At 61.2% G+C, this 25,720-nt stretch carries 25 protein-coding genes and 1 pseudogene; 19 read left to right on the top strand and 7 right to left on the bottom strand.

From position 1 onward, the window contains the following. Position 1: 1 nt before the first annotated feature. The gene (locus tag E5P3_RS02830; protein ID WP_162584596.1) at positions 2-1,651 is read left to right on the top strand and encodes a hypothetical protein; all 1,650 of its coding nucleotides are present in this window, start codon (positions 2-4) and stop codon (positions 1,649-1,651) included. Then, entirely contained in the window at positions 1,644-4,229 is a 2,586-nt protein-coding gene (locus E5P3_RS02825) for a hypothetical protein (RefSeq protein WP_162584595.1), read from the top strand. The genes E5P3_RS02830 and E5P3_RS02825 overlap by 8 nt, the downstream gene beginning before the upstream one ends. Positions 4,230-4,377: 148 nt before the next feature. Here the strand turns inward: E5P3_RS02825 and E5P3_RS02820 are convergent, their stop codons facing one another. The 4 genes from E5P3_RS02820 to E5P3_RS02805 all read right to left on the bottom strand — a co-directional run bounded on the left by E5P3_RS02820 (position 4,378) and on the right by E5P3_RS02805 (position 8,231). Beyond that, positions 4,378-4,998: a helix-turn-helix domain-containing protein gene (locus E5P3_RS02820; RefSeq protein ID WP_443083275.1), complete on the bottom strand. Its 621-nt coding sequence runs from the start codon at positions 4,996-4,998 to the stop codon at positions 4,378-4,380. Between the two features lie 493 nt (positions 4,999-5,491). Further along, positions 5,492-6,025: a hypothetical protein gene (locus E5P3_RS02815; RefSeq protein WP_162584594.1), complete on the bottom strand. Its 534-nt coding sequence runs from the start codon at positions 6,023-6,025 to the stop codon at positions 5,492-5,494. A gap of 1,091 nt (positions 6,026-7,116) precedes the next feature. Continuing rightward, a complete protein-coding gene (locus E5P3_RS02810; protein WP_162584593.1) occupies positions 7,117-7,584 on the bottom strand; it encodes an RES family NAD+ phosphorylase in 468 nt (155 codons plus the stop codon). Beyond that, positions 7,581-8,231 carry an MbcA/ParS/Xre antitoxin family protein gene (locus E5P3_RS02805; RefSeq protein ID WP_162584592.1) on the bottom strand — a complete coding sequence of 217 codons (651 nt, stop codon included), beginning with the start codon at positions 8,229-8,231 and terminating at the stop codon, positions 7,581-7,583. Before E5P3_RS02805 ends, E5P3_RS02810 begins: the two co-directional genes overlap by 4 nt. Positions 8,232-8,573: 342 nt before the next feature. Between E5P3_RS02805 and E5P3_RS02800 the strand changes: the two genes are divergently transcribed. The 7 genes and pseudogenes from E5P3_RS02800 (at position 8,574) to E5P3_RS02775 (ending at position 14,202) form a co-directional block, all read left to right on the top strand. Beyond that, the gene (locus tag E5P3_RS02800) at positions 8,574-9,662 is read left to right on the top strand and encodes a TIR domain-containing protein (protein ID WP_162584591.1); all 1,089 of its coding nucleotides are present in this window, start codon (positions 8,574-8,576) and stop codon (positions 9,660-9,662) included. 44 nt (positions 9,663-9,706) lie between these two features. Further along, a complete protein-coding gene (locus tag E5P3_RS02795) occupies positions 9,707-10,459 on the top strand; it encodes a hypothetical protein (protein ID WP_162584590.1) in 753 nt (250 codons plus the stop codon). Positions 10,460-11,563: 1,104 nt separating this feature from the next. After that, a complete protein-coding gene (locus tag E5P3_RS02790) occupies positions 11,564-12,313 on the top strand; it encodes a hypothetical protein (protein ID WP_332107363.1) in 750 nt (249 codons plus the stop codon). A 457-nt stretch (positions 12,314-12,770) separates the two neighbouring features. After that, on the top strand, positions 12,771-13,130 hold the full coding sequence (locus E5P3_RS02785) for a hypothetical protein (RefSeq protein ID WP_162584588.1): 360 nt from the start codon (positions 12,771-12,773) through the stop codon (positions 13,128-13,130). 225 nt (positions 13,131-13,355) lie between these two features. Continuing rightward, a pseudogene (locus E5P3_RS36300) lies at positions 13,356-13,511 on the top strand (hypothetical protein); the annotation flags it as partial. A gap of 26 nt (positions 13,512-13,537) precedes the next feature. Further along, positions 13,538-13,906, top strand: a complete 369-nt coding sequence (locus E5P3_RS02780; RefSeq protein WP_332107407.1) for a hypothetical protein — start codon at positions 13,538-13,540, stop codon at positions 13,904-13,906. Then, complete coding sequence (locus E5P3_RS02775; protein WP_162584587.1) at positions 13,903-14,202, top strand: hypothetical protein; 300 nt, start codon at positions 13,903-13,905, stop codon at positions 14,200-14,202. The genes E5P3_RS02780 and E5P3_RS02775 overlap by 4 nt, the downstream gene beginning before the upstream one ends. Before the next feature lie 112 nt (positions 14,203-14,314). Here E5P3_RS02775 and E5P3_RS02770 read toward each other — a convergent pair whose 3' ends face one another. Further along, positions 14,315-14,494: a DUF3606 domain-containing protein gene (locus E5P3_RS02770; protein ID WP_162584586.1), complete on the bottom strand. Its 180-nt coding sequence runs from the start codon at positions 14,492-14,494 to the stop codon at positions 14,315-14,317. A gap of 348 nt (positions 14,495-14,842) precedes the next feature. Here E5P3_RS02770 and E5P3_RS02765 point away from each other — a divergent pair, with 348 nt between their 5' ends. From E5P3_RS02765 to E5P3_RS02755, 3 genes are all read left to right on the top strand, one after another. Beyond that, on the top strand, positions 14,843-15,187 hold the full coding sequence (locus E5P3_RS02765) for a hypothetical protein (RefSeq protein ID WP_162584585.1): 345 nt from the start codon (positions 14,843-14,845) through the stop codon (positions 15,185-15,187). 413 nt (positions 15,188-15,600) lie between these two features. After that, positions 15,601-15,939, top strand: coding sequence for a hypothetical protein (locus E5P3_RS02760; protein ID WP_162584584.1), 339 nt, complete (start codon positions 15,601-15,603; stop codon positions 15,937-15,939). Further along, positions 15,936-16,565 carry an NUDIX hydrolase gene (locus tag E5P3_RS02755; protein WP_162584583.1) on the top strand — a complete coding sequence of 210 codons (630 nt, stop codon included), beginning with the start codon at positions 15,936-15,938 and terminating at the stop codon, positions 16,563-16,565. Before E5P3_RS02760 ends, E5P3_RS02755 begins: the two co-directional genes overlap by 4 nt. 95 nt (positions 16,566-16,660) lie before the next feature. Here the strand turns inward: E5P3_RS02755 and E5P3_RS02750 are convergent, their stop codons facing one another. Beyond that, the gene (locus E5P3_RS02750; RefSeq protein WP_162584582.1) at positions 16,661-17,002 is read right to left on the bottom strand and encodes a hypothetical protein; all 342 of its coding nucleotides are present in this window, start codon (positions 17,000-17,002) and stop codon (positions 16,661-16,663) included. A 59-nt stretch (positions 17,003-17,061) separates the two neighbouring features. On the opposite strand from E5P3_RS02750, the gene E5P3_RS02745 reads away from it, so the two are divergent. Beyond that, positions 17,062-17,274, top strand: a complete 213-nt coding sequence (locus E5P3_RS02745) for a helix-turn-helix domain-containing protein (protein ID WP_162584581.1) — start codon at positions 17,062-17,064, stop codon at positions 17,272-17,274. Between the two features lie 172 nt (positions 17,275-17,446). On the opposite strand, the gene E5P3_RS02740 is transcribed toward E5P3_RS02745, so the two are convergent. Further along, positions 17,447-18,028 carry a recombinase family protein gene (locus E5P3_RS02740; RefSeq protein ID WP_162589498.1) on the bottom strand — a complete coding sequence of 194 codons (582 nt, stop codon included), beginning with the start codon at positions 18,026-18,028 and terminating at the stop codon, positions 17,447-17,449. A gap of 274 nt (positions 18,029-18,302) precedes the next feature. Between E5P3_RS02740 and E5P3_RS02735 the strand changes: the two genes are divergently transcribed. The 6 genes from E5P3_RS02735 (at position 18,303) to E5P3_RS02710 (ending at position 25,618) form a co-directional block, all read left to right on the top strand. Continuing rightward, positions 18,303-21,101 (top strand): class I SAM-dependent DNA methyltransferase, encoded by a 2,799-nt coding sequence (locus tag E5P3_RS02735; RefSeq protein ID WP_232072954.1) that lies wholly within the window; start codon positions 18,303-18,305, stop codon positions 21,099-21,101. A 298-nt stretch (positions 21,102-21,399) separates the two neighbouring features. After that, a complete protein-coding gene (locus E5P3_RS02730) occupies positions 21,400-22,983 on the top strand; it encodes a GmrSD restriction endonuclease domain-containing protein (RefSeq protein ID WP_162584580.1) in 1,584 nt (527 codons plus the stop codon). Between the two features lie 206 nt (positions 22,984-23,189). Continuing rightward, a complete protein-coding gene (locus E5P3_RS02725; RefSeq protein WP_162584579.1) occupies positions 23,190-24,020 on the top strand; it encodes a hypothetical protein in 831 nt (276 codons plus the stop codon). Positions 24,021-24,151: 131 nt separating this feature from the next. After that, positions 24,152-24,985: a hypothetical protein gene (locus tag E5P3_RS02720; RefSeq protein WP_162584578.1), complete on the top strand. Its 834-nt coding sequence runs from the start codon at positions 24,152-24,154 to the stop codon at positions 24,983-24,985. Next, on the top strand, positions 24,982-25,263 hold the full coding sequence (locus E5P3_RS02715; RefSeq protein WP_162584577.1) for a hypothetical protein: 282 nt from the start codon (positions 24,982-24,984) through the stop codon (positions 25,261-25,263). The genes E5P3_RS02720 and E5P3_RS02715 overlap by 4 nt, the downstream gene beginning before the upstream one ends. After that, the gene (locus E5P3_RS02710) at positions 25,247-25,618 is read left to right on the top strand and encodes a hypothetical protein (protein WP_162584576.1); all 372 of its coding nucleotides are present in this window, start codon (positions 25,247-25,249) and stop codon (positions 25,616-25,618) included. Before E5P3_RS02715 ends, E5P3_RS02710 begins: the two co-directional genes overlap by 17 nt. Positions 25,619-25,720 lie beyond the last annotated feature (102 nt).

The following is a 25,720-nucleotide window of genomic DNA, read 5'->3' as shown; positions in this document are numbered from 1 at the left end:
CATGGCAATCAAAACCAGCTGGGTATTACCTCCGCACACCATAGGTGGTCTAGACCACGTTGGTACGCAAGGCCCGTGCATCCTGATCTACTCGCAGCTGCTTCCCGGCATTACGAATGTCACTGACAGAGCCCGGTACTACAGTTTTTATCCATGGTTGATCCGCTCATACGCGGAGCGTGACAGCCACCGCGAGAACTTCAACGCATTCGTGGAGGGTTACCGGAAAGCCGATTGCCTCTTTACGATGATCGCCGAGCGCCATGCGCAAGTCATGGGCGACGACGCAGCACGCCACGGGCCTGCGATGGTCGGACGGGACACGCTCAACGATGCAGTCAAGTTGATCGGCGAAGGACAGTCGGTTCGTCTCTCGACCTACGCGACCCGAGAGGACTCCAGCGAGCGCTATTTCGCCAACAAGCTTGGCGGCCTCGGTCAGTATTACGCGGGGACGTTGACGCAGCTCGACATCTTGGCCGCAGTCGAAAAGCCATGGCTGAGCTACACACATGAGCGCGGCGAGCCGATCGCGCGGGCGTTCGACATGGGTGTCGACGGTCGTGCCTTCTGGCAAGCCGTGGATGCCGACACTGTTTCAGCGCAGACGCTGGATGCGCTCCAAGACTTCTGCCCTTGTTGCCTGCCCCAGCGGCAAGGCGAACAGGCTGCCTTGCTCGACATCCTCTTCGACCGGAAGTCCGAGTTCGAGGCAGAAGGAGTCCAGCGGCGCAAGAGTCTGGCGCTCTTGCTGCATCTGGCCGGTGCATTGCAGGCGGCAGAACTCTCAGCTCTCGACGAACCGACTTTCCGCGCAGCCGTCTACACAGAAACCCTCGCGGACCGCACAGAATGGCGCCCTCCAACGCCCTTGGCCCCCACCCGGTCGGCCTGGGCCTACTATGTCCGGAATGACCTGATGTCCGTTGCGATGCAGAAGGCCTTCGCCATCTCGCTCAACGCGCTGGCAACGGAGCCAACGCCGCCGGCTTCCATCGAAGAATTCAGCCAGTCGCTGGCGAGGCACCCCGAACTCCTCAAGGCACTGGGCAAGCTGAAGGCAAAGACCTTTGGCGCGCTGTGCAGTTCGCTGGAATCCGGCGCACCGCCGCTCGGCGACTTCATGGCCGACGGGCACGAGTTGGCATGGGCTGCTGCCCGCGTTTCCAGGGAGCGCCAGCAGTTGGACCGGGAGCCTGCCTTCCTGGCGTCCGTCGTGAGCGTACTGGCGCTTCTTCGGATGCGGGAGAACCAGGATATCCCCGCCTATGGCCATCTGGCCATGGACCCTACGCAGCTTCAGGACTCTCCGATCAACCTGAGATCGTTTCGGGAGCGCTGCGTGAAATGGAACGACATGGCGCTTTCAGCCGTCGTCGCGGACCTGGTCGCCTGGATCCTGGAAACTCATCTGCGCGTCGCACTGCGCAAGCTGCGACAGAGTTCGACCGCCACCTTCCGAATCCATCCCACCGAGCGGGGAATCGAGGCACGCGGTGACGTCCCCGTGCCCGCAAAGACCAATCCCCGTATCCGGCAAGCGATCAAGATCCTGTGGGATGTCGGCGCCCTGGCCCGTGAGCCCGACGGCAGCGGAGACCTGCGGGCCACCGCGCTTGGCATCCAGCTCTTCGAGACCGCCCATGGGTGACACCAACCACGACATCTCGCTGCTGGCAGCTCTAAAAGGCGCGAAATTTGAGGCGTCTCTGGTGACGACCTTTAATGCGGCGCTCCCGTTTTACGAGGAAGTCGTACTTCGGCGCCTGCAGGCGGCCGAGTCGCGGCACAACGTGGTGCTCATGGACACCGTCCAGTGCGCGCGTTCATGGGCCACGCCATCCTTGAGACCGCGCCTGGCCGGTTCGGCGTATGCGCTCATCCCCATGGCCGCGCCTGGTGCTTTCCACCCAAAGATCTGCCTGCTTGCCAGCAAGAAGCGCTGTATCCTGTTCATTGGCAGCCACAACCTCACGCTTTCAGGCTTCGGCTTCAATCGGGAGGTCACGACGCACATCGACGTGGGTCCGGACGGCGACCCTGCTCACAAGCGGGTGCTGAGTCACATCTGGAGCCTGGTCCGCGAATGGCTTCGGACCCAGGAGGGGGCGCTGGCGCCGTCCGTACTGGAGGCCGCGCACAGGATCGGCGAATTTGTTCCGGAAGCAGATGGCGCTGAATCGAAGCTTTCCGACATCCGCCTGCTCGGACAATCGAACAGCGGGCCGTCGTTGCTCGAACAGCTCGACCACGCGATACCGGTGGTGCCCAGGCGCGTGGTGGTTACCGGCGCGTTCTTCGATACCCAACACGCCTTCCTGAAAGCGCTGGAGGCCCGTTGGCCCGGAGCCACGATCAAGGTGATCATCGACCCCGAGACCGTCAAGCTCGGTGGCCATCCCAAAGGGCTTCGTTCGCAGTTCGTTGATGCGCGAAAGCTCTGGGCGGAGAAGGCAGGGCGTTATCTTCACGCCAAGGCGCTCCTTCTCGACTTCGGCGGCTCGCACATGCTCGTTGCAGGCAGCGCGAACCCGAGCCGGCCAGCCTGGCTTGGAGGCGCGCGCGCCAACTTCGAGACCATGCTCGTTCGGCCAAACCTTGAGGTGGCAAGTTCGAGCTTCGCCAGCGATCTTGCGCAGGGTTTTTCGGCCCGCGCAATGGATGACGCAGACCTGCGCGCAATACCGATCACGCACCAGGATGACGAGAACGACGCCGATGGCCCGAGCGCTCCGGTGCGGATCGTCGCTCTTGCCGCGGGGGCTTCGACAGTCCTGATCCCGGCGTCGGGCTCTGTGGGATTCGCCGTGTTCATCATGCACCTGGAGGATGGTTCCCACACCGCACCAGCGGGCCTTGGACGTTCCGAGGATGGGGACGCGATCGTGGAGCTGGGCGAGAGGGCGTCTGAAGTGCGGTGGCTGGAGCTGAGCGGCCGCGGTGGCAAGCTCCTGCGCGTAATCGTGCACCACGATGCGGCTCTGGGCCGAAGTGTGGTGCGCTCGCACAGAGCCGCACTTCAGGATGCGTTGGCCGGCTTGGACTTCAGCGGTGCCAACATCGAATCGCTTATCCAGCAAATCGAGAAGGCCATCTTCGACGATCCGGAACAAGTGGTGTCGCCACCGCCCGGCACCGTGCGGCCTGGCGCGGGCGAGCAAACTCCGATTGCTTCGGCACGCCCGGCATCGCTCGCCGTCCACATCGGCGAAAGTGCCAACGCAAGGAAGAGCAAGAAGAAGCGCCTTCTGCAAGCGGGAAGCCTGCTCGACGTGCTCGATGCCCTCCTCTACCGCCTGGGCCAGGGATTGCCAAGATCGGCCGCATCGGCCACCGAGACACCGCCGCTCTCGGAAGAGGAGCTTGTAGGAACTGAGCATGAGGAGGCCAGCCAAGAGCCTCCCGCTGCGCTGACCCTGCAAGCGGTCGACGCGGTGAGAAAGCGGCTCAAAAAAGTCGTCCGTCGCATGATCAAACAGCTCAAGGCGGCGCAAAGCGAGACCAGGCCTGACGTGCGTGCGGCCAAGACACGAACAGGGGTGGTCCAGCTCGTCGCGGTGCTGTCACTGGTGCGGGAGTTCAGGCGCCTTCGGCACCTGCCCCAATGGCGCCGCATGGGAGGGTTCATCGACCCGGAAACCCGTCAGGATCTCTTGTCGCAGTCGATGGTCATCCTTTTCGGGCGTGCGCAGGGCATCGCGCGCGATATCCGCGTCCACGACGGCGAGGCCGACGAAGTCGTAGAACTCGGTCAAGTGCGGGCACTGCTGGCGTGGCTCGCCTGGGACATTGGTCACAGCCTCCTGAAGCGCATTGAGCCCATGGCGCCGAAAGCCACAAAGGACTATTTGGTTGCGACGTACGCATATCTTTACGACCTGCTCCCGGCCATCGCCGTCGATGACGAGGACACAGCGCAACTTGCCTCCAGCTTGCGAATGACCAATGCGCCAACGGCTGACGAAAGCGCCCATGGCGAAAACTGGCTCGCGCATCACATCACGACCGGTCTGGAAGTCGCCACAGCCCCTGCCACGGCCTACCTGGACCGAGAAGGCATCAAGGCCGGCGATCTGATGCATGTTCCCCATTCCAGCCCACCCCAGTTCAGCGTCGTCGTTGATGCGACCGCACAGGACATTTGCCTGAGTGAACTGGACGCAGAGCGCAGGTTTACGCGCTTCGCCTGGCGTCCAGCGAGCCGGGCTCGTGTGGCGCAAGCCAGCTGATAAACAGGTCCATTGCGATGGAAGCTCAAGCAGAGATAGACAAAGATGAGAAGCCGGGCGGTCGAGGGGGTCTCCGGCAGCGCCGCCTGGCGCAGATACAGGTCGCTTGCGCCCACGCGGGAGAGTTCCTTGCCCTTGCCAGTTCTTCTCACTCCCGCATCGTGTATAGGATGACCAGATAGCTGACCGGGACCTCCTGAACTTCCTCGATGCCATGCAACGCGCTCGCTTCGAACAGAAAGGAGTCTCCGGGATTCAAGTCCATCGCCTTGTTGCCGTACCGGTAACGCACCCTGCCCGAAGTCAGGTGGAGGAACTCCATTCCCGGGTGCTGGAAGCCGGCATAGGGCTTGGCGTCAAGCAACAGCCGCACAAGATAGGGCTCGACGAACATACTGCCCGACAACAGGTGTCCCAGCAGCTCATACCGATAGCTCTCCACCGCGCCGATGCGATCCACAACGATGCCCTGGCCGGCGCGCACCAGCGACAGATCCGACCTGCTGCGCTGGTCTGAGAAAAAGCGCGATGGAGAGACATCCAGGCCCTCGGGGATTCGGCTGAGCGTCTCCACCGAAGGGGACACCAACCCGCGCTCGACGCGCGAGAGCAGCGAGCTCGAAACTCCGCACTGGGCAGCAAGCTCCCCGCCCGTTTTGCCTGCCGCAATGCGAAGCGCCTTGATCTGTTCTCCAAGTCGCGATAGCGGCTCGCTTTTCGCGGGTGCGATCCGAGCACGCGGGCGCGACAGGCTGGCAGGAAGCCTCAGCTTCTCCGCCGTTGGGAAGGGTGACGCCTGTGCTCTAAGCACAGGCGCCACCATAAGAAGTTTCAGGTCTTTTTGACCTTCGGAGCCGCATGCGCCTGAGGACGTGAAGCGTTCTACTCGGCGGCGAGACATAGCCGCGCTCGGTGCGAAGAGACTCAGGCCGCAAGCAATTCTTGCTCACGGCGAAGATGACGTGGCTGTTGATTGAATCGCCGCACTTCGCAAACCGGGGTGGCTTCAACGACGCGGGCGCTGTACAGCGCGGCCTGTCCATCGTGCAGGCGATGAACGCGCGCTAACCCGCTCGACAAGGCAGCGACATCCCAGAGTCCCAGCGCACGCCTGTTTCGCGCAACCCCGACGCGCCCAGGTCTTCGCTGCCCCTCCTTTCGCCACGTGAGGACGTCGGCGCAAAGCGGCCGATTGAACACTTGCCTCACTTCGGTCTGCAGAGCCAGCGCGACATTCCTCAGCCGCATCGGGGCCATTCCGCTTAGATCAAGCCGCGTCGCTCCTGCATCCAGCGCAAACGGTCGAGCAGCGGCTGTTGCGGGGCTACCTCCACAATGTCACCAAGCGAAGTCATGAACACCGCTCTGAGCTTCCGAAGATCACCACCGCTGAGAAACACCGCCATGAAGTCGAGCCACTTCGTCGCATCAATATCCATGCAGAGTTCTGCTGAGCGGCCGTGCGAAATCTCGACATGTGTTGCGCTAATGTTGGGGACATTCTGACGGCAGTATGTGCGCCGATCACCGGGCGCGTAGATGGCCCATCCAAACTCAACGATTGTCACTGACCGATTCCCCGCGTTGGTCGCGCGCATGAACATCACCTCCTCGACGCAGCCATTTGAGCGAGCCTCAGGCACTAGCGATGCTACACAGGCAAGGCTGACACGATCGGCCGTCCGCGCAAGGAGAAGGGCGACAGCCACGGCCGCGACCGTTCCTAATGCAGCGAACCATGTGCCGATCGCGTTCGCGATCTGAATCCATTGGTCGGTCGAGAGAGTCGCTGACATCGATTAGGGTAGTCCAAGGTTGAGGGCTGTTGAAACAGGGTACGCGGGGCGCGGCGGCGACGTGGCTGTGCTTCCCATATCGCTGGGCCGCTGTTGCGCACACTTTGGATGCGTGCAATCAAACTGAACAACTCTACCCTCCTCACATGCGCGCGCTGCGGGAATTGGTGTCTCGTCGCCCGTCCTTCGGCCTGTGCGTGTGCAGCGCAAGGTCACAGAGCGCATCGTCGTACTGATTGGCCTGGGCCACGACCGTCGAGTAGACTTGCGCGTGTGGTTCCCCAGCGTAGAGCCAGACCGACACCGGCTACGCCTGCATGGCCTCGGCGAGCAGCTTTCACCGTTGCGACAAAACGTAGACGACGACCAACGCCAGGGCGCATGCCTGATCGTCGGGCGCGGATTCGATATGTGTAGTGCAGCCCCGACTCGGCGAAATAGTACTGCCCATCGAAGCGCTTTTTGGGCGTGACTTCCGAGACACTCGTCATCCCCGGATTCGGATTCACCTCCAGGTTCGCAAACCGGTACTTCGCCACCGTCGCCTTTTATCCCCGACGCCAAGTACCCCACTGCCACACGACCTACCCGCTCTCGTCGGTCATGCGACTCGGCGTGTTCAAGTGATCCACGCGCGCTGCATTTTGGGCTCCAGCGTCAAGCATGGACGGCGACAATCACTCCGGTGTTGCCCGATTTTTAGTGCATTTCGATGAGTAGGATTCGATTCGAGCGTCGCACGACCTCGGGCAGCGGGAGACGTCCAACGGCGGCACGAAGTGCCCGCCGATCGATGATCTCGAAGCCATGCACGCGGACTGATCATCGAGAAACTCGAAGCCACGCGGCGCGAACAGCTCGGGCGATGGCCGGGACGGGTAGCCGTTTTCGCCTTCGACATCGCGCAGGAACAGCAGCGCGGTGAGCTTCCCTTCGATATCGCGCGGCGGTCATCAGCCGGCCGCGAAGGCCGAGTTGCTGACGAAACCGCGCGACGAACTTGCCCTCGTGACGCCTCAACTCGATCCTGACTTTTACGCCAGATACTGTACATGTATCCAGTATTTTGCCGATTGCGATTTGTCGACGCCCTAGAACATGCGTTGGTCGAACAGGAACGGGTTGCGCTCGACCGTGATCTTAATGGCCGCGTACTGCTCGTGGTCCGGGTTCAGCACCATGTTGGACTCGCCCGGCTCGACCGCTGACGGCACCCACAGGCCCAGCGACATGCCCGAGGTGCGCCAGAGGGTCCCGACGCTCTGACTCCACGGTTCATCTGCGCGCCAGTTGTGCGGCATGCCTGCATCGCGGATGTCCGTCAGCTCTGCGTCGTCTGGCAGGTCCAGCCGCAGCAGCGTCTGATTGATCGGCTGCACACCGTTGCAATGCACGCGCTTTTCAAGCTGGCACAGCGCGCGGCTGCCACCCGCGTAGACGACCGGCTGACCCGCCGGTGGCATGCGGTGCCAGCGTCCAGGCTCGAAGGTGGAGCCGAGCCAGAGCGTCGCGAGCGTCAGGCCCTTGGTGCTGCCGATGCGCCAGACGCTGACGCTCAAACGACACCGCCGTATTCGATCGCGTTGAGCATCGCGCGCACCTTGGCGCCGCCGTACTCGTTGCCCGCGAACTCCATCGGCGTCTTGCCTTCGAGCAGGTCATGCCGCTTCGTGAGCCACGTCTTGCCTTCCTCGCCGAACACTTCGGCGGCGCGCACCAGCAGGTCGCTGTGGCGCAGCATCCGCTCCGTGACCGAGGCGTCCATCTCGGTCTGCGGCTCGGCGCGCGACAGCGTCGAAGGATGCACATGCAGCGCGTGGTACAGGTCCTTGCGCCGCTCCATGCCGGTCGCGTCGAACCATTTCCTGATCGCGGCTGCGGTCACTGGCTTCGCGGCGAGCGTCGCCGCTGCGTCGCGATTGAGGCCCACGCGATGATGGCCGATGTCGTGCATCGAAACAAAGACCTTCAGGTCGGTCGCGACGGCGCCCTTGCGCTTGCCGCCTGCGCTGCGCGGCTCGAACACCGAGTCAAACACGATGTTGAGCTTCGTTGCCAGTTCAACCGCCTCCCTCGACGGCGGGACGATGTCCTGAGCTGCTTCCGCGATGAAAGACCGCATGGTCTCTTCGACCGACATCTTCGGGGCGGGGATCAGTCGCTCGGCGGCTGGGCCGGGCTGGTGGTGCGGGGTATGTCGTGCCATTGCGGAACGCTATCACAAATTGCAAATGCAACTCTATCGTATTGCAAATGCACGCGCTAAGATGATGCCCCAATGAAGTGCGTGCACTGCCTCAGAGCGGGCTGGCTCTGCTAAGACCGCCTGGACAGGCCGTCAGCGGGCGTCGTGGAGGGCGGCTGTGACTGCGGCGGCGCCGCCGTTCCGTGCGCGTGCACCCCCGGGCGCGGAAGTCGCGTGGACGTCGGTGATCGCACCGGTCGATGATCCGGCCCTGGTCAGAGTTCATTGGTCGCTTATGAGAGATATAAAGCTCTGTTCGTAATTCTGCGACGAAGAATCTATAGCAATCCCGGAGGATGAAGAATGGAATTTGCACTGGTTTCCGTGGCACTCAGCGGAAGGGACGACGTGCATCTCAAGCGCGCCGGTCAATGTATCGATGCCGCGCAGGATGTGATCTCGCTACGTGCCGTCGCTTCCGAGTCGCTCGCAAACGATCAAGCGGTGTCCTGGCCGATTGACCTTTCTTTCCTGGAGGATCATGGTCCCAACGTGATCGCGGTAACGTCCTTGCCGTTTGAAGACAACTGGTTCTCCCACTCTACGAGGGGAGTATCCATTATCTCGACCGCCGGTTGGTCTGATCAGTTCTCCCCGCCAGGTCTTGCGAGCTTCTTGATGATGGAGATCGCTCTGTCCGTATACGCACAGGTCTCAGATGTCGGGGAAGACAGCTTAAAGCCCCACGATAAATCGATTGGCTGCCTGCTTGACTGGTGCGTTGACAAGCAAGAGATTTCCTGGAAGCTGAGGTGTGGGAGTCTTTGTGCTGAGCATGAGGGCCTGTTCAAGCAGCATGGGGCATCGAACCGTCAGCTTAAAGCCGTCCAAAGAATCCTGGAGGCGTGTCGCTTGACGGCATTTGGGCGCCTTGCGTTTGACGATCTGCCTAGAACGCAAAAGCGCTATCGCGTTTTCATCGGGTCTTCAGGCGAGACAAAGACGGTCGCCTACGCACTCCAGCAATGTCTGGAGAGCGCGAAGCCGGACATTGAATGCACGGTGTGGACGGACGGAGTCTTCAAACCTTCGAGCGATTTCATGTCGGCGCTGTTGACAAAGACGCGCGATGTGGACTACGCGATCCTCATCGCCGGCAGAGACGACATCGCTACGTGGCGAGGAGAGGACGTGAACATTCCGCGCGACAACGTGACGTTTGAACTGGGACTTTTTATTGGCGCCCTGGGAAAGGATCGAACATTCCTGGTGTGCCCAGAAAACGCACCCAAGCTTCCCACCGACCTGAGCGGAATGGTTCATGTCCGTTATCGTGATGATCGTCTCGACGACAATTTGGAGGCAGCTCTCCGCTCCGCAGCCACAAGCATTGCCAATGCGATCAAAGAGACCGGTCGTCGAGATAGATGGAATGCCTACATCGAGCGCTAAGCTAGCGCCCCAAGGCAGTGAGGTGCTTGTGATTGAATCGGAATATGACGATTGACCTGTCCAACCCTCAAGACGTTGTCGCAGAAGTCTTTGATCCTGACGAGTCAGTGCGGAAGGATTTCCAGAACGCTGTTGCGGCGGACGCAGTGGCGTTTGCAGAGGCATTCGCCCCCGCATACAAAATCTTCAGCGGCTTTCAAAAGGAGTGCGAAGGTGGAGTGCAACGGGCCCTAGTCGGCGCTTTCATGCACGGTGTACTGGACGATTGCCTCACATCCGTGAAGCTGCTCCTTTCGGGGAAGCTTGGTGCATCGGGCAATCTGGCTAGGCAAGCCGTGGAGGGGATTTGCATGGCTCTGTTGACCGCCTCCCCCCAAACCTTGCGCTTCAAGGATCAGGAGTGCGACTACTGGAAACTTGTCGTCGATGAGGACGAACGCGCAGAAGGGAACCGGGCTCCATATCAAGTTGTTGCTAATGAAGCGAGACTGGGCTTGTCCACAGGAGCGGCGGCTCAATTGAAGCAGAACATTGATAGCCATCATGCCCACAGTCACGCCGGGCGGCTTGCCATCGCACTTCGCATGGATTTGGCTCGAGGCGGAAAGATTTATTTCGGCGGGCACTTCGATGCCGAAAAGCTCGACGGATACCATGCGGAATTGCGGCAGCGCGCCGCGATCTGTAAGTGGGCAGTGGAAGTGATGCTGGAACTATCCAATATGGTCCGAAACCTTCCGAAGGACGCCTCTGATAAGGTAACCGTAGACGGCCACAACTCCTACCGACAGCGATGATGGGCTCTAGCCATAGGCACCTCAACTGTACCGATTTCCATCCCCGACAGCCCGTGGATGCATGCCTTTGAATTGAGGTTTTCACCTCAATTACGATTCGCACACGGCTCGCCGCGCGCGCAGCGTCCGGCCAACAGGTGAAATTAGCCGTTGCCCATCACGAAAGCCCCGCAGTCCTTCACTGTGATGTCGCCGGGCCCGTAGGCCTTGCCCCCGGTGAACCCGCCGCGCACGCGGAATCCCGAAGTGCAGATGCGATGCCAGTCGCCGCTGTCATCGCCGGCTCGGCCTCCATATCGCGAACGGCCTTGAACATCGGCCCAGGAAGTGCTGCACGCGACTGCCCTCGCGATGGACGCGCGCCTCCCACGCGGGCGCGTTACCGAAGGGTCCAAGCGCGCTTCGAGTTCGGCGATCCGATCGGTCAGCGCCTTCGTCCCGGCCCTGCGCTCACCGGTCTCTTCGCCCATGAGACTGCGTATCGTCCTGCACAAGAGGAAGTCGAACTACGTCACGCCCTTCGTAGCACCTGCCCGGGGGCTCGGCTTGGCGCCACAGCAAGAGAGCAATTTCAATGACTGGGTTGGGCCCAAGACCTCGGTAAGCAGATCAAAAGGTTGCCAACGGGCAGCATAGTGGTTGTGCCGATGGATGAGGCCGACGCGCGGTCGCAGCGGACATGGGTGCCACAATCTAAAGAGGTGCGGCGAAGCGCTATGCTTGACCATGACAACTGATCCAAGTTCTTCTGTGGTCCATTTGACCATGCGCAGAGGCAAGCATCCTCTAGCGGTGGGCTCCGGCGTCTTGTATGAACGGAATGGGCAGCACTACATCGCCACGGCGTGGCATAACCTGAGTGGTAGACATAGCGAATCTCTGCGGCCCCTCTCCGACAAAGGAGGTGTTCCGGATAACGTGGTCGCAATAGTTCCTCAGGTCGTAAGCAGCCACGTGGGCCCCGGGCTCATTCGCACGCCCTTCACACTTCCCGTGGAAACGGATAGCCAAACATTGTATCTAGTCCACCCAGTTGGCTGGCCGCGAATAGACGTGGCAGTACTTCCGATCGACCCAGAAGCAGTCTTTGAGCAGGAGATGCACGTGAGCAACGGTCGGGATATTGTTATGCCTGGTCGTATGCGCAACGGCGTCAATCCAAGCGGGGTCTCGACGGATATTCAGCCAATACAACGATGTGCAGGTGCACACGCCCGATTGACTGTCCCGCCAGATGCATTGGTCCATGCAGGCGACGACCTTTTCGTTCTTGGGTACCCCAAAGGCATCGCTGACTTCTCTGCTGCCCCCATCTGGAAGCGAGCCACTGTGGCGTCAGACCCGAACGTCGGCTGGAATCGTCAGCCCAAATTCCTCATTGACTGCGCATCACGAGAAGGCATGTCTGGTGCTCCGGTCATCGCGTATCACAAGAATGGTCGCATTCATTTTGGAACGTCAAGCGTTGCAAGTGCAGGACCTGCCGCGCTACTTCATGGCATCTATGTTGGAAGGATCGTGGACAACGAAGTATCCAAGGAAGATCGGTTCTTCGAGGCCCAGATTGGGACTGTCTGGAAGCGGCTAGTAATCGACGAGATCATCGACGGTCAAGTTCCTGCGCTTCATTCATCTCTGGTAGGCGCTCCACCGAAGGCGGTTGATCAAGCCGTTCGAGAAAAATGGCCAGATGATCCTGCCTACTTTCTCAAGATCCTCGCAGTCTCGGAATATCGCTCGGGTATGACGCAAGTCGCACTTGAACACCTGAACGGAAATGCAGACCCACGGCTGGTGTATGAGGCGGTGATCGCTTATGCGCGAGAGCTCGACTCCCAGGCCAAACCCGGGTAGTTGTCCGCATCAGCTCTCGCAGGACTGCATTCCTGCGTTGCCACGAATCCTGCCACATCGAAACCCAGCAGGCATCCCTGGCGACTGGACTGGCGGGCGATCAGTTGCCGACGCCGCTGGCGGCATAGTGCCAGCACGGCGCGCACGCGCGGACCCGCGGACCGTCGTGACGTGAGACTGCAGTCGTTGACTCTCCAGTTAACGAGGGCGCTCACCGCGCCCCTTCAGCCCCGCCTCGCGCGGGTCTCTTTTTGCCCGGCAGGCGCCAGCCCTACTGGCGCGCGGTCGCGGCAGCAGGAGCGCAAGCGGTAAGGTCACGAGAGGGCACCACGGCCGGGCATTGCCGACACCAACATCGAGGCAGTCGCGGACACTTCCCGGCAAACTCCGCAATGCTGAAAAGAACGGCACTATGCTTCGGTCGGATATTTGCTGCGCATCACTGAGGGGGTTAGCAATGAAGAGATACCTGTTTGAGGCGCTGCGCCGGGTTGACGGTGGCGATCAGCGCAGAAAGGGCGTCGTATGCATCGGGGGCCTCCACGTCTATCTCCATTGGCTACAGGCTGATGGCACCGCTTGTTTCGAGGGAAGCAACGGCCGCGATATCGTGGGCATCCCCGATCAAGAGGTTGAGTTCGACGAGAACGGCGCGGCTAAGGTGGTAGACAACCAGGGTGAAGAGCATCAGCTCCGCATCCTGGTGCGTGTGCCACGCGATTGGCCAATTCCGATTGGGCCGGAGGGACTGGTGCCGTTCAACGCGAACTTGCTAATGGCCGACCTGATACTGCCATGTGAACAGGATGCCAAATGAGCGGCATCCCCCTGTAGGCCGTCTCGCGTCATTGGCGAATGCGCTCTCCAGACTGCAGTGATCTCGCAGGCAGTCTGGAACAGCCAGGGTTTGCACCCCGCGTCTTCGTTGGGAAGGGTGGTTGACCCGTACCCCGACGGTCGAGCGGCGCGCAGGCACATCGCCGCTTCGGTCTCACGAGACGGTCGTGACTAGAAGCTCTCGTCTTCACAAGACGAACGCGCCATGTCCCAGACCGCCGCCGACAAGGCCAGCCACAAGGACCCGTGGAAGCGGGGCCAGCGTTGCATCATCCCGGCCACGAGCTTCGATGAGCCGTATTGGGGACCATTCGAGCAGCCGTTCTCAAGGTGCGAGTGGTGGCGCTTCCGTCGCGCTGACGGACAGCCTTGGGGACTGGCTGGCCTGTGGAACGTCTGGTGGACAAGGTCACAGGCGAAGAGCACGAGAGCTACACCATGCTCACGCTCAATGCTGACGCGCACCCCCTCATGGGCCGCATGCATAGGCCCGCGGTGGACCCGAAGACGAAGCTGGTGCTACCACTCCAGCTGCAAGACAAGCGGTCGGTGATCCCGATCGAGGCGGCAGATTTCGACCAGTGGCTTGAGGGCGCGGTCGAGCATGCACAGCTGCTGCTCAAGCTGGCGCCGGTTGAGATTTTTAAGGCTGCCCCGGCGCCGCCCGATCCGCCTCGGGCGCCGACGCCCAAGCCGGAGCGTGCGCAGCCGAAGGTCCCGCCGGCAGACGCTTCGCTTTCTGAAAAACGCACATGAAGATGATCCTGCGCGTGGAAGGCGCAAGCCCCGAGGAGCTGGAGCGAGGATTGGCGGCCGCGCGCGCAGTGTTCGAAGCGGCGGATGTCGCCCCCTGGGCTGCGGCGGTCGCGCATCACGCGCGCGAAGGCTGGGACGCTGGCGGGTTCGTCGACGAACTCGAACCGACACCCGAGCAGCACGCGGCGGCCGCCGTTCTGGACGATGCCAGGGCGGCTGCCATCGAAGCCTGCTGTGCAGGCTGGTCAGTGCCGCTGCCGGCGGCTGATCTGAGCATTTCGCCACCGAGGTCCTGAGGGAGATTCCAGGTCTTCGACCGAGGCATACACCTCCTCGAACTCGAAGGCCGCGGCCGGGTTGCATCTGCACGGCGCGGCGGCATCGCGGTGTTTGGCGGGCATAGCGGCCTCACTTTTTCTTCAGGTGCTCGCGTACCTTGTCGGCGTCATTGCCGACGGCCGCCACCGCCATGCGCAGGTGCTCCTCGGTCGCGCCGAGCGACTTTGCCCAGTCCCTGACCTCGTAGTCCTGGCTCAGGTTGATGCGCTGTCGGTCCTGGCCGCCCACCTTCGTCCTGTCGTCTGCCATGTTGGTCTTAGGCCTACGAAAACGTGCTTTAACCAGCTGGTCCGAACGCCGCCGCGATGTGCCCTCGGGCCCCTTTTTCCTACACCTATATCCCAGGAGCACATAGAGCACAGCGAGCACAGGGAGAAACAGGAGGACGAGGAGCACCGCATTTTCTACGTAAGTCCTTGATAACACATTAATTTTTCTAGTTCAGTCTGCGTAATCATGCAGACTGGCCGACGTAAAGCCGATCGAATCCGCTCGTCTGGCTAGTCGGAGATGCTCACGAATGCAGACCGAGGCGCGCGACATCGCGCGCATTCAGACCTTGCAGTTACTTACTCAAAAGCGCCTTCGTCCAAGTCCATGGACCAGCACAGCATCGACCAGCTATGCAAGCACTGGCCGGCGGAGGTCATCACCCATGAAGATATCGCCACCTACGTCACGTCCGGCGAATCGACCGTTTTCACCCAGGCGATGCGGCGCGGCCTGGAGGATGCGCGGGCAAAGCAGTTCGATCGCCAGATCAAGATCGACAACCATCCCAAGAAGATGTGGGCGATCCGCAATGCCGATCACTGGGTCGCTATCAAGAACAACGACGCTTTGCGCCGCGAGGCGCAGAAGGCACGGCCCCACGGGTCGATGCTAACTGCGTCCGCGATCATGGCAGCCGTGACCAGCGGCGAAGAAGAAGCCGTCCTGTAGAACCTGGCCCTGACTCTGGCCCCAGCCGGCATCGTCGAAGTGGGCCGGTAACGCAGTAACGCTGGTAACGCTCCCCCTGAGAGGCGTAGTTTTGGGTAGTTCATTGAATATTTGGGCCCTATGCAGGGAGCGTTACCGGCGTTACCCGCGTTACCTTTGAACAGCAGGCAACTTCCTGGCACAACAAAGGGGGTTGCGTGCGCGGGTTCAGCGGGCCGGCGACTATTCAAGGCAGGTTGAAGGGCATCCAGCCGGGTTCGATTGCTGTGCTGAAGAGGCGTCGAACACACGCCCCAGCCCCTCGGCCGGCCAAGCATAAAAAAACGCGCGCGGGCGCGAGGGCGGCCGACGCTGGTGCGCGATCGACGGTACATTCCGGACCCCGCCGCGGTGGCGGGGCGAGGAGAACAACGATGTGGATTTTTTTGCCGGGCGGCTCGTTCGTGAGCGTGGTGCAGAAGGAGGCCGACGTGGCGGCCGACCGTTTGACCATCCGATCGCGGACTTCGACAGATCTGGTCGAACTGCGGAAATTCATGCCGACGATGGGCGAGATTGAGCGCGGTAGCGGCAGCGACTACGCCTACAGGGTTGTAGCGCCGCGCGCCGAATTCGCTGCCGCGCTCGCCCGGATGGCCGAGGCGATCCGATACACGAACTACAAGGACAACGTGAGCGCGACCAAGGGTTCGGGCCGGGCGCGCGTGCTGCACAGCATCTGGACCTTGTTGCTCAAGCTGCAGAGGCCGTGACCGCCTTTCACCCGCGCCTCGATGACGCCGGCAAGCCGGTGGCGATCCTGCGGCCCAGCACGGCCAGCCCGCCCGCAGCCTGGAACGATCCGGATGCGATCGTCACGGTGCCACCGGGTGGCGCAATGCCGGCCGAGCTCCACGGCGTGCCCTTCGTGCCCTGGTCGCCGACCGATGACGACTGGTGGAATGCCGAGGCCGCGCGCCAGCCGGTCGTCGAGCCACCATGGCACTGTCCCGAGGGTAAGGCGGCGGCCGCCGGCATTGCGATCGTGGAGCCTGATGGTCGGCTTTGGCTGGCGCAGCCTTCAAATGGCTTCGGCGGCGTCGCGCACGTGGTGCCCAAGGGCAGGCGGCACGACGCGGGCTCGTTGGCCGCCGCGGCGCTGCGCGAGGCATGGGAAGAAGTTGGCCTGCTGGTGCGGGTGACGGGGCACCTGATCGATCTGCCGCGCTCGATGACCTTCACCCGATATTTCATCGGCCGGCGCATCGGCGGCAGCCCGGCCGCAATGCACTGGGAAAGTCAGGGGGCCGTCTTGTGCCCGATCGCCCGCTTGCATGAACTGCTCACCGGGGCTCACGACGCGCCGCTAGTGGCTGCAATCCTGGTGCATCTCGGATGACGCCGCCAATTGAGTGCGGCAACCCCTGATCGGTCGAGCTGATATCTTCAAAAGCCCAGAATCTTGGCTGTCTACCTCGGCGTCCGCCCCAGTCCTTAACCTCTACGATCTGCTTTGCAAGCCTCGATTGTTCGATAAAAAGTCCGCGTCGAATTGGACTTGATCATGCGATCAAAGTACATATAGACGATTTTGTCGGGGCCTTCATTCACGGAGCGAAGCTGAATCATGCCATCGCTTTCGCTTTCCCGACCCCAGCGCCTCGCCTCTTCGAAAGAGCTGACCAGATCGTTAGTCGTGCATTGGCCGCCAGGAAACCCCTGCACGTCCAGTACCCACGGTATCGCTCCTCGATTTGCGTTGTCAGCGGCGGATGCGTCCACGGGTCCTACGAGGAGCAGCGCGGCTGAAAAGACAAAAGCCAGTTTGTTCTGCATTTCAAATGTCACGATTAGTGTGTTCTCGATTAGATCACATCTCGCGAGCATCGAGGTGCATGAAGTCCGTCCGCGTTCGCTTTGGAAATCGCATTCGCGAGCTGCGCTTGGCGACGGGCTTGAACCAGGAGGAATTCGCTGAAAGGTGTGGTTTCGCGCGGACGTACATGAGCCGGGTCGAGACTGGAGGCGCGAACCCTTCGCTTGATGCGATTCAGACCTTGGCAACGGCGCTGAAGATGCCGCTTCGCGAGTTGTTCACCGGAATCTAGTTCGATGCTGGCAGAAGGCGAGTTCGGAGGCCACGGGACACAGTCTCGTGGCGGTGATGGGCGCGCCTTGTTGGCGACGGCCGGCACTTGCCCAGCAGCTTGCCGACGCCTTCATCCAGCGCCTCGCTGCCAGTCGGAAGATCGGCGAGACACGCCTCGTGGTCCCGGCTGCTCATGCAGGGGCAGCGTCCCGCACTCGCATGATTGTGGCGCGGCTGGTCTTCATCGCTCGGGCGACGGCGGCCACAGCTTCGCCCGCTGCAAGGCGACCGAGCGCTTCCTGTGCCTGGGCCTTGGTCAGGGCGCGCGGGCGCCCCAGCGTCTTCCCTTCCGCCTTGGCGCGCGCCAGCCCGCTCTGGGTGCGCTCGACCAACAGGTCGCGCTCGAACTCGGCGACGGCCGCGATCACGCCCATGGTCATCTTGCCGGCGGGGCTGGTGAGGTCGACGCCGCCCAGTGCAAGGCAGTGCACGCGAACGCCCATGCCGGCGAGGGCCTCGACAGTGGCGCGAACATCCATCGCGTTGCGCCCCAGGCGATCGAGCTTCGTGACCACCAGCACGTCGCCGGCCTCCAGCTTATCCAGCAACTTGCCGAAGCCGGCGCGCTCGGCTGCAGACGTGGAGCCCGAGATGGTTTCGGAAACGATGCGCGCTGGCGTGACCGCGAAGCCGGCGGCGGCAATCTCTTGCGCCTGATTAGAAGTGGTTTGCTCGACGGTGCTCACGCGGCAGTAGGCAAAAACGCGGGACATGTTCTGGTGCTCCTGGCAACGATTGACCGAAATCGGTGACCGGACTGTGCCCATGTTCAAAAAGGCAGTCCAGCTAATTTTTGAGCACTCGTCGCTGCCCTGACCACAACCGCTCGATTTCGCCCACTTGAGCATTGAATCAAAGTAGCTGTCCGGTCTAGGACGGCGAACTCGAATGAGACGCCGTCGAATTCGTCCTTCGCTCCCCATTGATGATCGTTTTGACCAGTAAAGTCTGCCCCTCCCTCCCGACGATTCTCCAGATACGCAAAGCATGCCGATCATCACCATCAACGAAACCCGCCGGCGCCTGACGGCCTTTTCCCAGCAATGGCGCAACGCTTCATCGGAGAAGTCGCAAGCGCAGGTGTTTTGGCTGCGCTTCTACGAGTGCTTCGGAATCAGGGCGGAGTCAGCCACTGTCTACGAGAAGGCCGTGAAGAAAATCTCGGGGGCTCCGGGGTACATCGACAGCTTCATCCCGGGCAAGCTCATTGTTGAGCACAAGAGCCAGGGCAAGAATCTGGACAGTGCCTTCATCCAGGCGACCGACTACTTCATTGCCCTCAAGGAAGTAGATCGCCCGCGCTACATCATCACTTCTGACTTCAGTCGCATTCGTCTTTATGACCTTCTGCTGGACACCCAGCACGAGAGCACGCTGGCCGATCTGGCCAAGAATGCCGACTGGTTCAAATTCCTAGCCGACGACGAGGCGGCGGACATCGTCGATGAGTCACCGGTGAACCGAGAGGCCGCATACGCTGTGTCTCGACTCCACGAGGCCTTGGTGAAAACGAACTTCAAGGGGCGGTCTCTCGAAGTTTTCATGACGCGTCTGCTCTTCTGCCTCTTTGCAGACAAGACAGGAATCTTCGGCGAGAACGGCATTTTCCGCAGAGTCGTTGAAGGCACAAGGGTCGATGGTAAGGATCTAGGCGGCGCGCTGCGCGAGCTATTCAGCGTGCTCGACCAGTCGATGGAGGAGCGTCCCTCAACGTTGGATGAGGCGATTGCCGCCTTCAGCTATATCAACGGCAACCTGTTCGCAGAACGACTTGACTTTCCGGCCTTCGACAAGACTCTGCGCGACGCTTTGCTTGAATGCGCCAGCCTCGACTGGAGCGGAATATCTCCGGCTATTTTTGGCGCCATGTTCCAAGGGATCTTGGAGGACCAAGCTTCGACGAAGGCGAAGAACAAGACGACGCGCCGCGAACTTGGTGCGCACTACACAAGCGAGCGCAACATCCTGCGCGCCCTTAATCCGCTATGTCTTAATGATCTCAATGCTGAGCTCAGAAGTGCTAAGGGTAGCAAAGCCAAGCTCAAGGTCCTCTACGACAAACTCCCGACCCTGACATTCTTCGATCCGGCCTGCGGATGCGGTAATTTCCTGGTTATCGCCTACAGGGAGCTACGCAAGATCGAGAACGAGGTGATCAAGGCACTGTTTGGTTTCGAGAAGAAGAGCATGGGCCTGCTGGACGTCACCACGCTGTGCCGCGTGAAGGTCAGTCAGTTCTATGGTGTGGAGATTGACCCAGCGGCGGCGCACATTGCGCGCGTGGCCATGTGGATCACCGACCACCAGGCCAACTTGGAATCGGCAAAGCAGTTCGGCACCACCAGGCCCACAGTGCCGCTGGTGGACAGTGCCACCATCAAGATTGGCAACGCTCTGAGAACGGACTGGGAGGAGGTACTCGCCCCAGACGATTGTCGTTACCTGGTGGGCAATCCGCCTTTCATTGGGAAGCAGAACCAAACTGTGGATCAGAAGGCGGACATGGTGCATGTCTGTGGTGACATCAAGAACGCTGGCGTGCTCGATTATGTGGCCGGCTGGTACGTCAAAGCTATGCACTACATCGCGGGCCATCCGAATATCGACGTGGCCTTCGTATCGACCAACTCCATTACCCAGGGAGAGCAAGTGGCGGTCCTTTGGAAGCCGCTGCTGGACGCAGGTATTCACATCCGCTTCGCTCACCGCACCTTTGCATGGAAGAACGAGGGCAAGGGGAATGCAGCCGTGCATTGCGTGATCGTTGGCTTCGGTCTCCGCAAGCCTTCCAAGTACGAACTCTTCGAATACGGCAGCGATTTGAAAGCAGACGTATTGCCGAAGACCCCGTCGCGGATCAACCCGTATCTGGTCGAGGCTGACGATGTTCTACTGCCGAATCGAACCAATCCAATTGAAAACATTCCAGCGATGATCTACGGCAGCAAGCCGACCGATGGTCAAAACCTCCTTCTGGAAGATGGCGAAAAGATCGCCTTGCTCGAGCTCGAACCCGCGGCCCGTAAGTGGATCCGCCCGTTCCTCGGGGCTGACGAATTCCTCTACAACGAGAGGCGCTGGTGCCTTTGGCTTGATGGGATCACGCCCACCGAACTTAAGACGCTTTCGGAAGTTCGCAAGCGTGTGCAAGCCGTGAAAACCATGCGGCTCAAGAGCACGAAAGGTCCAACGCGAGATATGGCGGAGACGCCTTGGTTGTTTGCTGAAGACCGGCAGCCGAAGACGGGTACATATCTGCTGGTTCCTTTGCACACTTCCGAAAATCGGAAGTTCGTGCCCATTGGATTCAACGACGCGAAGACCATCTGCGGTAACGCAAACTCCATGGTGCCAGGCGCGAGCATCCTTCACTTCGGAATTCTGAATAGCACGATGCACAACGCGTGGACGCGATCGGTTTGTGGACGCCTCGAGAGCCGATACCGCTACTCCAACACGATCGTCTACAACAACTTCCCTTGGCCCGAACTAGATGCCGCCCTGCAGGCTAAAATTTCTGCAGCAGCGCAGGCAATCCTCGACGCGCGTGCCAAGTTCCCGGGGGCTAGCCTAGCCGATTTATATGACCAACTGGCCATGCCGCCCGCACTTCGCACGGCGCACAAGTCACTCGACAAAATCGTTGATGCTGCCTATGGCTACGCGGGCGAGAAGGATGACGCAGCGCGCGCCTCATTCGTGTTTTCGCTCTATCTCAAGCGGACGACGCCGGTACAGCCGGATCGCGTGCAGCCATCGCTGAGAAGGAAGAAGACCAGCAGCTGATCCTGACGGCTCCGCGATCCCTTTCGCAACGCATCGAATGGGGTCATGCGGATGCCCGGGATACCGCCGCAGCCTGCTTGACCATCTTGCCCGCCCCTTAGCCCATCGCCGCCTGCTTCGCCTTTTTCGGGCCCGCTTGCGGGCCTCAGGGCGCCTGGAGGTGCTGCACAGGCACTCGAAGCGCCGGGCACGGCGACCCCGCGCCAGCTCAACCGCGCTGTTGTCGCCGCCGCCGCAGCGGCCGGAATCGACAAGCGTTTACCGGGTACATTGCTTCGACCGCACCAACAGAGGCCTCATGGAATACCAGCACTACACGATTCGAAATATCTTGGACTCCGTAGTCAGCGGCGGAGTCCGCATCCCCGCCTTTCAGCGCGGCTTCGTGTGGGAGATGGATCGCGTTGCATACCTGCTAGACAGCATTTACAAGGGCTACCCGTTCGGCTCCCTCTTGTTTTGGCGCACGAAGCAACAACTTCTGACCGAGCGCAGGTTGGGGACGTTCACACTGCCTGACCCAAAGGATGATTTTCCAATCGATTATGTGCTGGACGGCCAGCAACGATTGACCTCGGTCTTCACGGTCTTTCAGACCGATTTGAAGCCAGAAGAGAACCCGGACTGGGCAGAGATCTACTTCGATTTGGACGCGACAGGCAATCCTCAAGACAGCGCCTTTATTGCGATTCCGGAGGGTGATGAGTTCGACAAGAATCGCTACTTTCCGATGAACGTCCTTTTCGACTCAGTCCGGTATCGGGCGGCGACAGCGCATTTGCAGTCCGAGCAGATCGCTATCGTCGACAAGCTTCAGGAAAAATTCAAGGAAGTTCAGATTCCAGTGCAGGTTTTGAAGAGCGAAGATCGCTCGATCGTCGCGATCGTCTTCGAGCGAATCAATCATCTGGGTGTGGCGCTCGATACATTGCAGCTCCTATCAGCGTGGACTTGGAGCGATGAATTTGACCTGCTTGAGAAGTTCAAAGAGCTGCGCGAGGAGCTTTCCGACTTTGGGTTCGAAGGCGTCGGCGACGATGCTGATTTGGTTCTCAGTTGTGTAGCTGGAATTTTGACCGGCGAACCTGGTGCGGAGAAGCTTCTCGGCCTGAATGGCGCGGAGGTGCGAGCGCAGTTCTCGACCGTGGAGAATGGCATTCGTGGCGCAATCGACTTCCTTCGAACGGAACTCAAGGTTGTGCATCTGAAGTTGTTGCCGTACCCGTCGATGCTTGTGCCACTCGCAGTGTTCTTCGCGGCGCCCGACGGCAAAGAGATTGTTTACGATGGCCCGACCCTCCATGCATTGAAACGTTGGTTTTGGCGCACTTGCTTTTCGTCCAGATACACCAGTCAAACCCGAAAAACCACAATTGGTGATATCGAGCAGATCGCGCTCCTTAAGCAAGGCAAGGCAAACACGCTCGACTCGATTGACGTGAAAGTCGAGCCAGCTCTTTTCTACTCCAGCACATTCCGGGTCGGCGCCGCAGCAACGAAGACATTCGTTCTGCTCTTGGCGAATAACGATCCAAGGAGCTTGCTTTCGGGCAAGAGCATCGACCTCGACAAGGTATTACAACGGTACAACCGTTCTGAGTTCCACCATATTTATCCGCGCGCCTTTCTCCGCGACCGCGGCGTAACGGACGCTCAGATCAACGTGCTTGGAAACTTTTGCTTTTTGAGTGCCGCAGAGAACAAGAATATTGGCAAAAAGCGGCCGTCGGTGTACGTGAATGACCTCGGAACGCCAGCAACACGAGCAGACACATTGGCGACGGCCTTTTGTGACCCCGCCGAATTCAACGATGACTATGAACCGTTCCTCAACGCGCGATGCGAACGGCTTGCTCTGTTCGCAAGCAAGCTAGTTGAGTGAGACACCTCACATTCGGGCGGTAAAGATCTTGACGAGTTGGTCGTGCCCCGAGGCGAAAACGTCTTCCGCGACCCGTCAAGCGCCGTGCGCGGGCCGCAGCGGCGAAGTTACTGGGGCGCCGGCGCGGCGAGAATCGGCGGGCGCCGTGCTCCTCCTGCGGCAGCCGAAAGGTCCTGCCGCCCATGGCTCGCGTAACGACGTTGAACTTGATCTTCGACCAGACCATGCATCGCGAGACCACCGAGCGGGCCGCTCGGATCGCGAAGGCGCGGCCGAAACAGCTCGGTGAGTTCGAGAACGCGCTGCTGTTCCTGCGCAGCGTGTACGCGCGCACGGAGCGCATTCTTCCTGCGCTCTACCTCTATCTCGGTGCCAGCCGCTTGCGGGCGGCGGCAGAGGGGCGCCACCAGGACCTCGTGCTTGCAGAAGCCGTCCGGTTCGCCACCATCGGCGCCATCGCCATCACATGCCGCAAGATTTTTGACCACTCCAAGGGTGGCATGACGGGGCATCAGTTCGCCAAGTGCTCCAAGGCGGGCGTCGAGCAGATCGCCGAGCAGTGGGCGAAAAGCCCAGGAAGAAACGCCGAGTCGGCCTTGGCGGCGATCGCCCTGCTACTCGCCTTTTTCGACAAGTGCTCGGGCAGCCCAAAACAACTTCTTGAGGGCAAGACGCCGCTCGAAAAGCGCCTCGGATTGCTCAAGCACTACGCCAACAAGTCGGGCGCGCACTTGACCGCTGAGCCATTCGAGGTCGGCATTGTTGACTGTGCGCATCCTGTCGCGGCCCTGGTCGTCGTCGCTTGCATCATCAGGACCTTCGATGACCCGGCGTGCCCTGTGGCGTACTTCGACGTGCTCGATGCTGTGGCCTGGGATGCAGCCGTGCGCGTCTTTCCTGTGCTGCCGCCGAGCGGACCACGAATGTTTCAGAAGTTGAGCGTGGCCGATCATGCGGCCTCCTGCTGGCAGTTGGGTGCGGCGTGGGGGCTGCGCAAGCTGACGGTGCAGCTTCCCCTCGCGACGAACTGGTACTGACCGGCTGTCGCTTTCGCGCGCGCTGAGCCGGGGCTGGCGGTACGTGCCTCGGCGTCTTCTGTTCGAATGCGTCTCGCGTATCGGGCAGAAAGCTGGGCAGAAACGCCCGTCGTGACGGAATAGTTGGCGGCATGAGTAATCAAACCTCTCCCCCCGTCCGCTCCTCGGTCAGCGCCGCTGCCGAGGCCGTTCAACATGCCGAAGAGGTGCTCGACGGCGCCCTGTTCGCTGGCGTCGACACCACCTCCGCGAGGTCCTCCCTCGCCGCCGCCCGCGAGGCACTCGCCGCCGAGCGGGCTGCTGCCGCCGAGACCGCAAGCGCTGCTGCTGCCGAACACGCCGCTGTCGCTCAGCAGGCCGAATCCGCAGCGATCGTTGCCGCACAGGAACAGGTTGCCGAAGCCATTGAGACCATCGAGTCCGCACCCGGCGCCGAGCCGCTGCCCGAGCCTCCGGCGCCGCCGCCCATGGTTCGTCTTGCTGCGCAGGAATCGGCCCGAGCTCGTGCGGCCCTGGCAAAGGCGCAGGCCCCGCACGCTGAGGCGGTCAAGGCGCGTGATGCCCTGCGCGCTCGCATGCAGCCCAAGCAGGCCGAACTGGACGCGATCCGCGCCCGCCGCACTGCTGGCATTGAGCAGCCTGCAGACGCCGCCGCCATGAACGCCCTGGCAATGGACCTGGAAGACCTGGGCCGCATGATGAAGCCGATGGAGGACGCGGTGATTGCCACGGAGCCCGCCGCCCAGCAGCAGGCCGTTGTGGCTGCAGAAGCCGCCCTGGCGAAGGCGAAGGTCAGCGCCGAACTCGACGGCCTGGCCGACCGGGTTCGCGCGCTGGAGCAGCACTTCGTCGCCCAAGTGCGCACGCTTCGTCTGGAGGCGCAGAAGCGAAACTGCAACAATCTCGGGTCGATCTACATCGCCAGCGATTTGCTGCGCAAGGTCGCGCATGGAGCATGGCTGTGAGCGCCGGCAAGTTCAAGACGGGCGCCCCGAGCGCGAACCCCGTCGGTCGCCCCACCAAGGAAGACGCGCTGCGGCGTGACCTCGATTGCGTCCGCGTGGAAATTGGCCTTGAGGACTTCGAGTTCAACACACTGATCGCAGCGATGTTGACCGGCAAGCCTGAGCCCCTCTTTGTGGCGTTCGAACTCATTCATCGGCGGCTCTACGACGACCTGCTGCGGTTCCGCGCCGAACCCAACGACGACGAGGAGGCCCCCGCCGATGACGACATTTTCTAAGGGCCGGCCCGGGCGCATCGAATACCTGGGTGCTTACCGCGACTTGGTCGAGGGCATGCGGCGCGTCTCAGCGGCCAAGGTTGGCGGCAAGTACGCAGGCGTTACCTGGGGTGATGTTCGTCGTGCTGCCGAACGGCTCGACGAGCAGCGCATCACTACTGGGCGGTACAGCGCCGCCATCTTCGAGAAAATCCTCAGCTTGACTCTCGCCCGGGCCCAAGCGGAGGCGAAGGCCAAGCGCACTCGCGTAGTGTTCGTGAAGTCGCTGATCCCGACCGCCGCGCACGCCACCGCCAAAAAGCCGCTGACGGATCAGGAGCTACGCGCCATCGCCCGGCGCTTGTCGCTGCGCTGATCTGGTTTCGCTGCACCGAAGGAGGCCCGCCCTGCAGCGGGCCTTTTTTCAATGCGCGTGCCCTGCGCCGCATGCGGCACATCGTGCCTCGACGCGCCCGTC

This window comes from Variovorax sp. RA8, from assembly GCF_901827175.1.
Classification (GTDB): Bacteria; Pseudomonadota; Gammaproteobacteria; order Burkholderiales; family Burkholderiaceae_C; genus Variovorax.
Note: the sequence above shows the minus strand (reverse complement) of the source record. Positions and strands in the feature narration are given on the sequence as shown.